The organism is Bradyrhizobium sp. 956_D2_N1_4, assembly GCF_052076025.1.
Classification (GTDB): Bacteria; Pseudomonadota; Alphaproteobacteria; order Rhizobiales; family Xanthobacteraceae; genus Bradyrhizobium; species Bradyrhizobium barranii.
Map to the genome: position 1 here is coordinate 2,389,864 of NZ_CP197237.1, position 12,916 is coordinate 2,402,779.

Consider the following 12,916-nt stretch of genomic DNA (forward strand, 5'->3'; position numbering starts at 1 on the left):
CGACCAGGGAAACGACCGCCTGACGACCAGGCGCGCGCTCCCAAAGGCTCGAATGCCGTCGTTACTGCAATGCCTTGAGCTTGGCGCTCTTGCCGTCGACCACCTCGAAAACGACATAGCGAGGCTGCATCTGGCCGTTCGGTAGGAACTGGACGTCGCCGAACACGGTGCCCTTGACGGGCTTGCCGCGGATCGCCTCTGCCACGGTCTTGCGATCGAGCGACTTGGTCTGTTCGACCGCCTGCGCCCACACCTGCACGGCGGCGGCGCCGAGCGCGGCGCTCTTGTCCGGATCAACGCCGTAGGCCTTCTTGTAGGCGGCGACGAACGCTACGCTCTCCGGCTGCGTCGTGAACGGCGGCAGATCGGGGAAAAAGATGTCGGCCGATATCACGCCGTTGTTGGCGTCGCCGGCGACCTTGTACACGGTGCTCAGCATGATGCCGACGGCGCCGACGAAGGTGGATTTTATGCCGGCCTGGCGATACTGGTCGACCAGCGCGGGAAGGCCTGAGGAATTCGACGAACTAGTGACGATGACGGCGTCTGGATTGGCGCCCTTGATATTGGTCAGCTGGACGCGGAAATCGGTGTCCTTGAACGCGAACTTTTCGGTCATGATGACTTCGCCCGAAAAGTTCATCTTCTTGAATTCGGCCTCGACGGCGGTCTGAAAGCCGTTGCCATAGACGTCGTTCTGGGTAAGGAACGCGATTTTCTTCGCCTTCATCGTCTGGGCGACGTATTTTGCGATGACTTCCGCGTCGAAGCCGTTCGAGCTGTTGATGCGCATCGCGTAAGGGTTCGTCTCGCCGCTGAGGATCAGATCCGACTTCGAGACCGCGGTGAAGTCGAGAATGTTGCCGCGGGCAAGAATCGGCTGCATCGCCAACGTGACCGGTGAGTTCCAGCCTTCGATGACAATGTCCGCCTTCTCGGCAACCATCTCGTTGGCGCGGCTGACGCCGACCGCGGGCGTGCTCTCGTCGTCCTTGGAGATCACCGTCAGCTTGCGGCCGAGCAGGCCGCCCTTGTCGTTGATCTGTTGGACCATCAGCTTGACGGCGTTGGTCACGGTCTGGCCATCAGGGCCGGCGCCGCCGCTGAGCGGAAAGATGGTGCCGACCTTGATGTCCTGCGCCACGGCTGGCACAGATGCGAGACCCAACAATAGCGCGAGAGCCAGTTTCGTCTTGTGCATGCGCTTCCTCCCAATGCGTTCTACGTCTTCTTGGTGATACGGTGGTAGAGGCCCACGAGCCCGGCGGGCCAGAAGATCAGGACGAGCGCCAGCACCGATCCCAACACGATCTTGTTCCAGTCGCCGCCGAGCGACAGCAAGTTCTGCTGGGCAATCAGGAGGGCGGTGCCGATCAAGGGGCCGAGCAGGATACGGCGCCCGACCAGCACGATCGCGGTGAGCATCATGACGAGGAAGTAGGACTCGAACATGTCGGGGCCGACATAGGCGCGCTGATAGGCGTAAAGCCAGCCGGCAAGTCCGGTGATCGGTGCCGAGATCACGAACACGGCGAGCCTGATCCGGCGCGGATCGACGCCGAGGCTTGCGGCCAGCGCGGGGTTCATCTGCACCATCAGCGCGGTGGTGCCCAGCCGCGAGCGGCGGAAGCGCGCGATGAAGGCGAGGGTGAGCAGCAGCAGCGCGAAGGCGATCGGCCAGAGATCTTCCTGCATCGCGCCGGAGAAGTTGATCACGAGCAATGGGAGTTTCAGCGGCGGAATGCCGACGATGCCGTCGGACCCACCGACGGCGTCCCAGTTGAACGCGATCTCGTAGGCGACCACGGCGGCCGCATAGGTGACGAGGGAGAACACGAACTCGCGGGTCCGCAAGGTGACGGCGCCGAGGAAGGCCGCGGCCGCGAGGCACAGCGCGATCGTCGCGGCCGCCGTCGCCCAGCCGTTCAGGCCGTATTTGACCGAGAGGTTCGCGGCCGCATAGCCGCCGATGGCCCAGAACACGGTGTGGCCGAGGCTGACCTCGCCGAGATAGGACAGCACGATGTCGGCGCCGTAGCACATCACCGCGAAGATCGCGATCGTGGTCAGCGTGGAATAGGCGACCGAGGTACCGCCGAGCAGGCGCGGCAGGAAGAAGCCGATCACGACGAAGGCCGCAACTAGGGTGAGGCGCAGGAACGGGATCGAGGCGGGCTGCGGGGATTCGATCGCGGTCATTTGGTTGCAAGCCCCGCGGGACGGATCACGAGCAGCGCCAGCAACAGCGCAAAGGCCGCCGCCGTCGTATAGGCCGGCGCGACGAACGCGCCGAAGAAGGCGGTGAATAGGCCGAGCCCGAGCCCGGCTGCGAGCGCGCCGCCGATCGAGCCGATGCCGCCGAGCACGACCACGACAAAGGTCATGATGACCTCGTTGAAACCCATGCTGGTCAGGATCGGCGAGCGGGGCGCCACCAGCGCCGCCCCCAGCGCGACAGCGGAACATTCGAACACGAAGACGCCGAGATAGACGAACTTTGCGTTGATCCCGAACAGCTCTGCGAGCTTCGGGTCCTCGGCGACGGCGCGGATGACCGAGCCGAAGCGGGTTCGCTGGGTGAACAGCCAGACTGCGCCATAAAGAAGAAGGGTAACGACCAGCACCAGCACGTCCTGCCAGGTGAACCAGAGCGGACCGATGTCGATTTTGGCGCGCGCCAATGTTCCGGGCAGCGTCTGCGGATTGCCGCCGAAGATCAGCGCGCTGCTGCCCTGCAGGACGTAGCCGAGACCGAGCGTCACGATCATCAGGCTGGTGAGGTTCTGCGTCATGACCAGGCGCATCATCGCGCTCTGCATCAGGAGGCCGATGACGCCGAGCACGATGATCGCCACCAGAATGGCGAGCGGGTAGGGCAGGCCCAGTTTGGTGATGGCGTACCAGGTGACGAAGGCGCCGAGCATGTAGAGCTGGCCATGGGCGAAATTCACCAGCCGCGCGACGCCGAGCAAAATGGTCCAGCCCAGCGCGATGCAGGCATAACCGGAGCCAAGCACGATGCCGTTGATGACCTGCTGCGCGATATTCATGCCGGCGTTCCATCGGCGATGGTGCCGAGATAGGCCTCGATGATGCGATGGTCCGCGGCCATGACGTCGGCAGGACCTTCGCCGACGATCTTGCCGCGTTCGAGCAGGTAGAGGTGATCGACCACCTTCAGCGCCGCCTTGACGTTCTGCTCGACCAGCAGCACCGGCAGGCCGCGGTCGACCAGCAGGCGGATGCGGGAGAGCAGGTCGGTGATCAGCCGGGGCGCGAGGCCTGCGGAAGGCTCGTCCAGCATGAGCACGCGCGGACCGGCGAGCAAGGCGCGCCCGACCGCGAGCATCTGCCGCTCGCCGCCGGAGAGCGCCGCGCCCTTGTGCGAGCGACGCTCGGCGAGGCGCGGGAAGAACTCGAAAACCTCGGGGATGGTGAAGAGATGCCGGCCGATCGTGTCCGCGGGCGGCCGCACCAGTGCCAGGTTCTCGTCGACGGTCAGCTCCGCAAAGATGTTCTTGCCTTCCGGCACCAGCGTAAGGCCGCGCGTCACCCGCTCGTGCGCGGCGAGTTTCTCGATGCTGCGTCCTTCGAGCTGGACGCTGCCGGTGACCACGGCGCGCCCACGGGACCAGCCGGCGAGCGCATTGACCAGCGTGGTCTTGCCGGCGCCGTTGGCGCCGACGAGGCCGACCATTCGCCCGGCGGGCACGCCGATATTGACGCCTGACACCGCGACATTGCCTGCGTAGCGGACCGAGAGACCGTCGCTCTGGAGTACGCCGCTCATTCGTCGCGTCCCAGATAGGCTTCGCGCACGCGGGGATCGCGCTGGATGTCAACAGGCGTTCCCGTCGCCAGCATCGCACCCTGGTCGATCATGACGATGCGATCGGCAATCGACATGATGAGGTCCATGTGGTGCTCGATGACGACGAGGGCGAGGTTACGCTTGCGCAGGCCAATCAGGACGTCGGCGAGCTTCTTCATGTCGCCGCCGCTGAGGCCGGCCGCGGGTTCATCGAGCAGGAGCACCTTTGCGCCGGTGCCATAGGCGAGTGCGACCGAGAGCAGGCGCTGCACGCCGTAGGGAATGTCGCCGGGAAGCTGGTCATGGTACTGCCGGGCGATGCCGAAGAAGTCGAGCAGTTGTGCAGCCGCCAGTTCGGCTGCGCGGCGCGTGGTGGCCTCGCGCCAGGGCGCGAACAGGGATGTGGCGAGATCGGTCGAGAAATCGCGGAAGATGGCCGAGACCGCGTTCTGCAGGACGGTCAGTTCGCCGAAGAACGAGTTCTGCTGAAAGGTGCGGCGCAGGCCGCGGCCGGCGAGGTCGAACGTCCGGAGCGCCGAGACGTCGGCCTTGTCGAGGAATGTGCGGCCGCGATGGGTGACGGCATTGGTGACGGCGGCAAAGCAGCTGCTTTTTCCCGCGCCGTTCGGGCCGATGATGCCGAGGATCTCGTCGTTATGGACTGACCAGCTCACGTCGCGCAGGGCGACGAGCGCGCCATACTGCACGGTCAGCCCTTCGACGCGCAGCACCTCGCTCGCGCCGCGACGCGTTTCCCCGGAACTTGCCACCCGGCCGTCCATCCCTTGTTGTCCCGGCCGCGCTTACGGCAACCGGTCCTTTTTGGCGAGGCAGCGCACGGCAATCGATGTGGGATCAAATCGCAGGAGAGAGGCAGCCTCGCGAGAGGCAAGGTATTGCGCGCCAACTCTGAAAACTTGTGCTGACTGGTTGTCAGACCAGAGAGGCCTGCGCTGCAGCGCGCTCAACCCTGACGGCGCGGCACGGTATTTTCTCCCGCAGTGGTACATACAAAACCGCAATAGCTGATAGACGGAACCTCATCTGGCGATCATCCAGGCTGTGGGCTATGAACCCTGGAGTTGCGCCGCGGCGCAGCCCATGACCCCCTTGAGGAGCCCTGCGATGCGTCTTCCCACAATTATCCTGGCCGTCACATGTCTTGCGGGCGCAGCTTCGGCCGAGGACCTGTCCGGCACGCTCCAGAAGGTCAAGGAGACCAAGAAGATCACGCTGGGCTATCAGGAGGCCTCGGTTCCGTTCAGCTATCTCGACGGCAACCAGAAGCCGATCGGCTTTGCGATGGATATCTGCCTCAAGATCGTGGATGCCGTGAAGAAGCAGCTCGGCATGCCCGACATCGCCGTCGACACGCTCGCCGTGACGTCGTCAAACCGGATTCCGCTGATGGTCAACGGCACCCTCGATCTGCACTGCTCGGCGACAACAAACAACGCCGACCGCCAGAAGCAGGTCGCCTTCACCAACACGCATTTCCTCAGCGCGACCCGGTTTGCAGCCAAGAAAGCCGCGAAGATCAACACCATCGACGATCTCAAGGGCAAGGCCGTCACGGCGGTGGCAGGCTCGGTCAATCTGAATCAGCTCGCCAAGGTCAACACCGAGCGAAATCTCGGTATCAGAATAATGCCGGCCGTGGATCAAGCCGAAGCGTTCCTGCTGCTGGAAACCGACCGCGCCCAGGCTTATGCGCTCGACGACGTCCAGCTTGCGGTCGCGATTGCGCGCTCGAAGGAGCCGGCGCTGTTCATGATCAGCGAAGAGACGTTCTCGAAGGCCGAGCCCTTCGGGATCATGCTGCGGCGGGAGGATGCGCCGTTCAAGGCGCTGGCCGATCGTGCGACCGCGGAGCTTTACGCGAGCCCGGAGATCGAGGTGCTCTACAAGCGCTGGCTGGAATCGCCGACGCCGCCGAATAATATCAACTACAACGTTCCGATGTCGGCGGCCCTGCGCAATGCTTTCAAGTCGCCGAGCTCGAGCGCTGACCCCGACGTCTATCTGGTGAAGTGAGGCGAGGAGCTAGCGCGTCCGCGGTGCATCCAGCAGCTGGCCAGCCAGCGCCGCGCCGATCGCCGCGATGGCGGCCATAGCAAGCGCCCACGGAACGAACAGCCGATGACCGATCAGCGCGCCGCTCAGGAGCGGTGCGCTGATATTCGCGCCCGACATCAGGGACTGGTTGAGGCCCATGATCATGCCCTGGCGGTTGATCGCGGTCGAGCGCGACAGCTCCGCCGTCAGCGTGCTGCGGGCGAACATGGTGCCGACGATGATCAGTGTCAGGTTGATCGCGAGCAGGCCGACATTGTCGCGGGCCGCAAGTCCGGCAAATCCGAGACCCATGCAAGCGAACGCGGCCATCACGATGCCGCGGTCTGACGCGATGATGCTCACACGTGTGATGAGCAGTCCCTGAACCACCATGTTGATGAAGCCGGCATAGGCGAACATCCAGCCCAGCTCGCGCGCCCCGAAGGGATGTCCGTCCCAGGAGAACCGCGCCGACAGGAACAGGCCGATCTGCGACAGGAACATCGAGTTGACGAAGAAGAACACGATGAGCAGGCCGAGCAGCCGCCAGGCATAGCGCATGCCGAGCAGGCTGCGGGTCAGCGTCGGCTCGGGCACGCGATGCTGGTAGAGCGGCTCGGATGCCGGGTGATCAGGCGGGAGCAGGGCGATCGTCGCAACGATGCTGATCAGCGAGAGCGCGGCCGCGGCCCACACTGGCGCGGTCTGGCCGTAATGCACGAGGAAGCTCGAGAGAGCAGGGCCGAGCAGCAGCCCGGTTCCGATCGCACCGCTGGTCATGCCGAGTGCCTGTTTGCGCGTTGCCGGCGCGCTGTGCTCGGCGGCATAGGCGTGAGCGACCGAGATGTTGCCTGATGTCAGGCCGTCGATGATGCGTGCCAGGAACACCAGCGTCAGGTTGCCCGCCAATGCGAGCAGGATGAAGCCGATGAAAGTCCCGATCTGGCTGACCACCAGAACCTTCCGCCGGCCGTAGCGATCCGAGAGCATGCCCACCACAGGGCCGGCAACGAGCTGACAGACGGCATAGACCGAGATCAGCGCGCCGAGCAGGAACGGCGTCGCGCCGAGCCGCTGCGAGTAGAACGGCAGCAACGGCAGGATGATTCCCATGCCCGTGGCGTCGACAGCGACGACCACGAAGGTCGGGACCAGCGTCAGCGTGCTCTCGCCCGCTATCGTCTCCCTTGCCTCGGTCGCGGAACCCGGTCCCATCCGGCGCTGTCCTCGTTCGCATTTGCGTGATCGATTGCGATACGCTGGATTATATAGTTGCAGGCTAATAGTTCGCGTCCTATCTAATTTGCATGGCTCCCTCGCAGGCTCGTATCCACGGCGAGATCGGCCGGCTGATCGCGCGACTGGCCCGCATCTGGCGCCGCGAGTCGGATCAGGCGCTGTCCGATCACGGCCTGTCCTATGCGACCGCGATTCCGCTGCTGGTGCTGTCGCGGCAGGGCGAGAACGTGCGACAGGGCGTGCTCGCCGACGAGCTCGGCATCGAGGGGCCGTCGCTGGTCCGGTTGATCGATCTGCTCGAGGCCGAGGGGCTGGTTGAACGCCGCGAGGATCCGAGCGACCGCCGTGCCAAAACGTTACATCTGACCAAGGCGGGCGAGGCGAAGGTCGAAGAGACCAACCGGGTGCTGCGCCGGGTCCGGTCGAGCCTGCTCAAGGATATCGGCGCGGACGAACTTGCGATAACCTTCGAAACTCTTCAGCGCATCGAACAGCGGGCCAGTCGCCTGCAGGACACCAAGACCGGTCCAGAGACGAAATAGCATGCGCGCAGACGAGCCGTTCCTGGTCCGCCACGCGGACGTCATTTTTGCGTTGAAGACGTTTGCCGCGTCGATGCTGGCGCTCGTCATCGCATTCGCCATGGACCTGCCGCGGCCCTATTGGGCGATGGCGACGGTCTACATCACCTCGCAGCCGCTGGCGGGGGCAACCAGCTCAAAGGCGTTCTTCCGCGTCATGGGCACGCTGGTCGGCGCCACCATGACGGTGGCGCTGGTGCCGAACCTGATCGATGCGCCGGAATTGCTTTGCCTCGCGATCGCGCTCTGGGTCGGGCTCTGCCTCTATCTGTCGCTGCTCGACGGCACGCCGCGCAGCTACGTCTTCATGCTGGCGGGATACACGGTCGCATTGATCGGGTTTCCCTCCGTCTCCGAGCCCGGCGCCATCTTCGATACCGCCATTGCGCGGGTGGAGGAGATTTCCCTCGGCATCATCTGCGCGAGCCTCGTCTCCACCATCGTCCTTCCCCGCAGCGTCGCGCCAGCCGTCGCCAACCGCGTCGACGCATGGCTGTCGGATGCGCAGCGCCTGAGCCAGGCGGTGCTGCTTCGTCAGGGAACGAGTGAAACGCGCCGTGGCAGGCGACTCAAGCTTGCGACCGACATCGTCGAGATCGACACGCTTTCCACTCATCTTGCGTATGACCGGCTGACCGATCGCAATGCGGTGACTGGTCTCGGCGAGATCCGGCTGCGCATGCTGATGCTGTTGCCGGTGATCGCCTCGCTGGAGGATCGGCTGGCTGCGCTGGGGGAGGAGGCGTTGCGCCGGCAGCCCGAGCTGAAGCGGCTGCTGGAGGATCTTGCGCAATGGATTGCGAGCGATGTCGGCGCGCGGCAACCGGCCGAGCCGATCCGCGCCATGATCGCAGAGCGACAGGCGGTGCTCGATGACAGCGCCTCATGGGAGCGGATCATCACCACGAGCCTGCTGTTGCGGCTGCGCGAGTTGGTCGACCTCTCGCGCGACTGCCGCGTGCTCAGCGAGGCCATCGCCGAGAGCCGCAATGTTTCGACGCTCGATCTGGCCTTCCGTTCCGAGGCCGGCGCCGCGCCGGTGCGCCATCGCGACCGCGGCCTTGCCTTGTGGTCGGCGGCCGGCGCGGCCACGGCCATCCTGATCTGCTGCGCGTTCTGGATCGGGACCGGCTGGCCGGACGGCGCCTCGGCGCCGATGATGGCGGCGGTCGCTTGCTCCTTCTTTGCCGCGCAGGACGAGCCCGCACGTTTCATCCGCAGTTTCGGCCTGTGGTCGCTGGTCGCCATCGTGGTCGTCGCGATCTATCTGTTCGCGCTGGTGCCCGCGATCTCTCATATCGAGGTTCTGATCGTCGCGCTGGCGCCGACCTTTCTGCTCTACGGCTTCCTGATCGGACGGCCGGCAACGGCGGGAACAGGCATGGCGCTCGCCGCCAACACCGCAACGCTGCTGGCGCTGCAATCGACCTACAGCGCGGATTTCGCATCCTATGCCAATTCCGCCGTCGCCTTCTTCGTCGGCGTCGTCATCGCCGAGCTCGTGACGCGGATCGCGCGCGGCGTGGGCGCGGAGTGGGTCGCCCATCGCCTGGTGCTGTCGAGCTGGAAGACGCTCGCGGTCGCGGCCGAGCGCCGTGGCAAGCATGATCGGGCGGAGTTTGCGGGCCTCATGCTGCATCGTCTGGGCCTTCTGGTGCAGCGGATCGCCTTCCTCTCCGAGAGCGATCGCCACGATGCCGACAGCCTCGTGCAGCTTCGAATCGGGATCAATATCATCGACCTGCGCCGCGCCCGCTATGGGCTTGCCGCAACCACCATTGCCGTCATCGACGACATGCTTGATCAGCTCGCGATCGCTTGCCGCAGCCATGCCGGTGGAGCAATGCCGACCGAGCTGTTGACCAGCGTCGATCGGGCGCTGGCCAAGGCGGTGACGGATTCCAATGACCGCGCGCGCGAAGACGCTCTGATCGGCCTCGTCGGCATCCGCCGCGGCCTGTTCCCGGACGCACCGGCCTACCGGCCGCGTACAGGCGCGAGTGTTGCAGCATGAGATACGTGATCGACATCTATGGCGTGCTCGTACCGGCGCTGCTGCTGTGGATCATCGTCGCCTATGTCCTGAGCGCGATCCTGCGCCGGCTCATGCAGCGCTTCGACCTCTACCGGCTGGTCTGGCACCGTGCGCTGTTCGATTTCGCGATTTTCGTCTGTCTTCTCGGCGGCGTCGTCTATCTCTCGGAGTTTTTGCCATGAAGGGGAATTTCGCCTGGTTTGGCCGCCTTGCGCTGACCGTTCTCGCCGTCGTCGCCGCGCTCGCGGTCGGCCGTGAACTTTGGGTCTATTACATGGAGCAGCCCTGGACCCGCGACGGTCGCGTCCGCGCCGATGTGGTGCAGGTCGCGCCTGACGTCTCCGGGTTCGTCACGGAGGTGCTGGTCAAGGACAACCAGAAAGTCCATCGCGGCGATGTGCTGTTCCGGATTGATCGCGAACGTTTCGCGCTGGCCTTGCGGCAAGCCGATGCATCGGTGGCGGGGCATCAGGCCACGCTCGACCAGGCCAATTCCGATTTGAAGCGCTACAGCGCGCTGACCACCGATGCGGTATCGCAGCAGAAGCAGGAGCAGGTGTTGGCCACCCAGCTCCAGGCCAAGGCGGCGTTCGATCAGGCCGTCGCCGACCGCGCGGTCGCCCAGCTCAACCTCGATCGCAGCGAGGTCCACGCCTCCGTGAACGGTGTCATCACCAATATGGATCTGCGTCCCGGCGCTTACGTCACGGCCGGCAGGGGCGTGATGGCGCTGGTCGACACGGACACGTTGCATGTGGAGGGCTATTTCGAAGAGACAAAGCTCGCGCGCATCCGCACCGGCGACAAGGTGCGGGTCCGCCTGATGGGCGAAACGGTCACGCTGTCGGGCCATGTCGAGAGCATCGCTGCCGGCATCGAGGACCGCGACCGCGCTGAGGGCGCGAACCTGCTTGCCAATGTCAACCCGACCTTCAGCTGGGTGCGGCTCGCCCAGCGCGTCCCCGTGCGCATCGCGTTGGACAATGTCCCCGACACCATCTCGCTCGTCGCCGGCCGCTCCGCGACGGTAGAGGTATTGGACTAACGCAACGAGCCCATGGATCGCGCCTGGCTTGGGGAAAACCACCAACAGGCGTTTCAATGCCAAATCGCAGGGCTAATCCTGACGCGCTTGTGTGAGTCGGGGGACCGTATGGGCGTTTGGTTTCTAGTCCTGGCAGCCTGCGTCGTCGGCGCGTTGCTCCTTTTGGCATTCTGCCGATAGAGCCGCGAGCGGACGCAAATGTTGCTGCGAAGCATCAGCCAGCCGTTGAATAGCGGTTCCAGACCGATGGTTTTTGACTGTGCATGGATGACCGCGTTCACTTCCGGGATCGGAGGCGGACATGAGCTGGTTGTTTGTGTTTCTCATTGCCGCGAGCGCAGTCGTTCTGATCGCCCATGCGATTGACGCGATGCGTTCCTGATACTGCCTGCGACTCGGTTTCGTCGGTAGCTCGGTAAGCGACGAAATTGTTCCGAGGCGGGCGAGTGTCAATTTGAGGAACCTGGTCCTGCAGGCCAAGGTTGTCACAGCAGGAGGAATACGATCATGCTTGCGTTCTATCTGCCGATCATCATTTTCGGAGCGATGCTCGAAGCGATTTCGAAGCAAAATGTCTCTGCACCCATCCAGGAGCCGCCAAGCATCGATTAAACTTCGACGCTCAGGCGTCGGCTCGGGACTGACGAACCAGCGTCTGCTCAGGCATTCGAGTATTTCTTCAGCTCGAACCGCGCGATCTGGTTTCGGTGCACCTCATCCGGCCCATCGGCAAGCCGCAGCAGGCGCGCGGTCGCGTAGGCCTGGGTCAGACCGAAATCGTTCGAGGTGCCGCCGCCGCCGTGCGCCTGGATGGCCCAGTCGATGATCTGGCAGGCCATGTTGGGCACGGCGACCTTGATCATCGCGATCTCAGCCTTCGCGACCTTGTTGCCGACCGTGTCCATCGCATAGGCGGCGTTAAGCGTCAGCAGCCGGGCCTGCTCGATCATGATGCGGGCTTCCGCGATTCGCTCCTGTGTCACGGTCTGCTCCGAGACCGGCTTGCCGAAGGCGACGCGGCTGCGCACGCGGCGGCACATCTTTTCCAGTGTGCGCTCGGCAAGGCCGATCAGCCGCATGCAGTGATGGATGCGGCCTGGGCCGAGGCGGCCCTGTGCGATCTCGAAGCCGCGGCCTTCGCCCAGCAGCATGTTCTCCTTGGGCACGCGCACATTGGTGAAGACGACCTCGGAAGCGCGGTCGGGCACGCCGTAGAAGCCGAACACGGGCAGCGGACGCTTGACCTCGATGCCCGGCGTGTCCATCGGCACGAGGATCATGGATTGCTGCTTGTGGCGGTCGGGATTGTCCGGATCGGTCTTGCCCATGAAGATGCAGATCTTGCAGCGCGGATCGGTTGCGTTGGTCGTGTACCATTTCCGCCCGTTGATGACGTAATGGTCGCCGTCGCGCACGATCGAGCTTTCGATGTTCGTCGCATCGGATGATGCGACCGCGGGCTCGGTCATGGCGAAGCAGGAGCGGATTTCGCCGGCGAGCAGCGGCTTCAACCAGCGCTCCTTGTCCTTCTCCGTGCCATAGCGCTCCAGCACCTCCATGTTGCCGGTGTCGGGCGCCGAGCAGTTGAACACTTCGGGCGCCAGATGCGTGCGCCCCATCACCTCGCAGAGCGGGGCATATTCGAGATTGGTGAGACCCGCGCCGTGGCCGGACTCCGGCAGGAACAAATTCCAGAGACTTTCGGCGCGCGCCAGCGGCTTCAGCTCCTCGACGACCGGATAGACCTTCCACGGTCCGAGCTCCTCCGCTTCGCGATAGAAGCGCTCCTCGTTCGGATAGATGTGCCGGTCCATGAAACTTTCGAGCTTGCGCTTGAGTTCGACGACTTTGGGCGACATCGGGTAGAGCATCTGGACCTCCTGTAGATCAAGCAGCGCCTGCACGCGGGGCCGGCCTGCATCAGAATCGAGTCGGCGATAGCGGCGCTTGCCTCATCGCATTTTCATCGGCGCGGCTCTGCGCAAATCGCGTCAGAGCTCACCTGTTGCGTAGCGATATTAACGTCCATTCATGCGTTGTCTTGCGTTTGTGCACCGAATGAGAAGCGCGTGGGAAACAATCAGCAACTGTGACTTTGACGCGACTGGCAATCCGAAAGGTCGTGCCTAAGATCGGCCTCAATCAAAAGT

Annotated in this window: 12 protein-coding genes; 5 read left to right on the plus strand and 7 right to left on the minus strand. The window is 64.2% G+C overall.

Annotated features, from left to right (window positions below):
* Positions 1 to 61: 61 nt before the first annotated feature.
* Genes AB7535_RS10765 through AB7535_RS10785 form a run of 5 tightly spaced genes read right to left on the minus strand, consistent with a single transcriptional unit; the run spans position 62 to position 4,581 of the window.
* Positions 62 to 1,201: an ABC transporter substrate-binding protein gene (locus AB7535_RS10765; RefSeq protein ID WP_041957648.1), complete on the minus strand. Its 1,140-nt coding sequence runs from the start codon at positions 1,199 to 1,201 to the stop codon at positions 62 to 64.
* A gap of 20 nt (positions 1,202 to 1,221) precedes the next feature.
* Positions 1,222 to 2,199, minus strand: a complete 978-nt coding sequence (locus AB7535_RS10770; protein ID WP_439036227.1) for a branched-chain amino acid ABC transporter permease — start codon at positions 2,197 to 2,199, stop codon at positions 1,222 to 1,224.
* Entirely contained in the window at positions 2,196 to 3,050 is an 855-nt protein-coding gene (locus AB7535_RS10775; RefSeq protein WP_439036228.1) for a branched-chain amino acid ABC transporter permease, read from the minus strand. Before AB7535_RS10775 ends, AB7535_RS10770 begins: the two co-directional genes overlap by 4 nt.
* The gene (locus AB7535_RS10780) at positions 3,047 to 3,790 is read right to left on the minus strand and encodes an ABC transporter ATP-binding protein (protein WP_439036229.1); all 744 of its coding nucleotides are present in this window, start codon (positions 3,788 to 3,790) and stop codon (positions 3,047 to 3,049) included. The genes AB7535_RS10775 and AB7535_RS10780 overlap by 4 nt, the downstream gene beginning before the upstream one ends.
* Positions 3,787 to 4,581, minus strand: a complete 795-nt coding sequence (locus AB7535_RS10785) for an ABC transporter ATP-binding protein (RefSeq protein ID WP_223153603.1) — start codon at positions 4,579 to 4,581, stop codon at positions 3,787 to 3,789. Before AB7535_RS10785 ends, AB7535_RS10780 begins: the two co-directional genes overlap by 4 nt.
* A gap of 355 nt (positions 4,582 to 4,936) precedes the next feature.
* Here AB7535_RS10785 and AB7535_RS10790 point away from each other — a divergent pair, with 355 nt between their 5' ends.
* Positions 4,937 to 5,845, plus strand: coding sequence for an amino acid ABC transporter substrate-binding protein (locus tag AB7535_RS10790; RefSeq protein ID WP_439036230.1), 909 nt, complete (start codon positions 4,937 to 4,939; stop codon positions 5,843 to 5,845).
* A 9-nt stretch (positions 5,846 to 5,854) separates the two neighbouring features.
* On the opposite strand, the gene AB7535_RS10795 is transcribed toward AB7535_RS10790, so the two are convergent.
* Complete coding sequence (locus AB7535_RS10795) at positions 5,855 to 7,081, minus strand: MFS transporter (protein WP_439036231.1); 1,227 nt, start codon at positions 7,079 to 7,081, stop codon at positions 5,855 to 5,857.
* Positions 7,082 to 7,173: 92 nt separating this feature from the next.
* Here AB7535_RS10795 and AB7535_RS10800 point away from each other — a divergent pair, with 92 nt between their 5' ends.
* From AB7535_RS10800 to AB7535_RS10815, 4 genes are read left to right on the plus strand one after another with little or no spacing between them, the layout of a single operon-like run.
* Positions 7,174 to 7,647, plus strand: a complete 474-nt coding sequence (locus AB7535_RS10800) for a MarR family winged helix-turn-helix transcriptional regulator (protein WP_439036232.1) — start codon at positions 7,174 to 7,176, stop codon at positions 7,645 to 7,647.
* A 1-nt stretch (position 7,648) separates the two neighbouring features.
* Positions 7,649 to 9,700, plus strand: a complete 2,052-nt coding sequence (locus AB7535_RS10805; RefSeq protein WP_439036233.1) for an FUSC family protein — start codon at positions 7,649 to 7,651, stop codon at positions 9,698 to 9,700.
* Positions 9,697 to 9,903, plus strand: a complete 207-nt coding sequence (locus tag AB7535_RS10810; protein ID WP_028146630.1) for a DUF1656 domain-containing protein — start codon at positions 9,697 to 9,699, stop codon at positions 9,901 to 9,903. Before AB7535_RS10805 ends, AB7535_RS10810 begins: the two co-directional genes overlap by 4 nt.
* Positions 9,900 to 10,766, plus strand: a complete 867-nt coding sequence (locus tag AB7535_RS10815) for an efflux RND transporter periplasmic adaptor subunit (RefSeq protein ID WP_439036234.1) — start codon at positions 9,900 to 9,902, stop codon at positions 10,764 to 10,766. Before AB7535_RS10810 ends, AB7535_RS10815 begins: the two co-directional genes overlap by 4 nt.
* Positions 10,767 to 11,425: 659 nt before the next feature.
* Here AB7535_RS10815 and AB7535_RS10820 read toward each other — a convergent pair.
* Positions 11,426 to 12,637 carry an acyl-CoA dehydrogenase family protein gene (locus tag AB7535_RS10820; RefSeq protein ID WP_135214400.1) on the minus strand — a complete coding sequence of 404 codons (1,212 nt, stop codon included), beginning with the start codon at positions 12,635 to 12,637 and terminating at the stop codon, positions 11,426 to 11,428.
* Between the last annotated feature and the right edge of the window lie 279 nt (positions 12,638 to 12,916).

Bases quoted from the DNA above. Each gene is read 5' to 3' on its own strand.
- AB7535_RS10765 (WP_041957648.1), bottom strand. From the start codon at position 1,201: ATGCACAAGACGAAACTGGCTCTCGCGCTATTGTTGGGTCTCGCATCT.
- AB7535_RS10770 (WP_439036227.1), bottom strand. From the start codon at position 2,199: ATGACCGCGATCGAATCCCCGCAGCCCGCCTCGATCCCGTTCCTGCGC.
- AB7535_RS10775 (WP_439036228.1), bottom strand. From the start codon at position 3,050: ATGAATATCGCGCAGCAGGTCATCAACGGCATCGTGCTTGGCTCCGGT.
- AB7535_RS10780 (WP_439036229.1), bottom strand. From the start codon at position 3,790: ATGAGCGGCGTACTCCAGAGCGACGGTCTCTCGGTCCGCTACGCAGGC.
- AB7535_RS10790 (WP_439036230.1), top strand. From the start codon at position 4,937: ATGCGTCTTCCCACAATTATCCTGGCCGTCACATGTCTTGCGGGCGCA.
- AB7535_RS10795 (WP_439036231.1), bottom strand. From the start codon at position 7,081: ATGGGACCGGGTTCCGCGACCGAGGCAAGGGAGACGATAGCGGGCGAG.
- AB7535_RS10800 (WP_439036232.1), top strand. From the start codon at position 7,174: ATGGCTCCCTCGCAGGCTCGTATCCACGGCGAGATCGGCCGGCTGATC.
- AB7535_RS10805 (WP_439036233.1), top strand. From the start codon at position 7,649: ATGCGCGCAGACGAGCCGTTCCTGGTCCGCCACGCGGACGTCATTTTT.
- AB7535_RS10810 (WP_028146630.1), top strand. From the start codon at position 9,697: ATGAGATACGTGATCGACATCTATGGCGTGCTCGTACCGGCGCTGCTG.
- AB7535_RS10815 (WP_439036234.1), top strand. From the start codon at position 9,900: ATGAAGGGGAATTTCGCCTGGTTTGGCCGCCTTGCGCTGACCGTTCTC.
- AB7535_RS10820 (WP_135214400.1), bottom strand. From the start codon at position 12,637: ATGCTCTACCCGATGTCGCCCAAAGTCGTCGAACTCAAGCGCAAGCTC.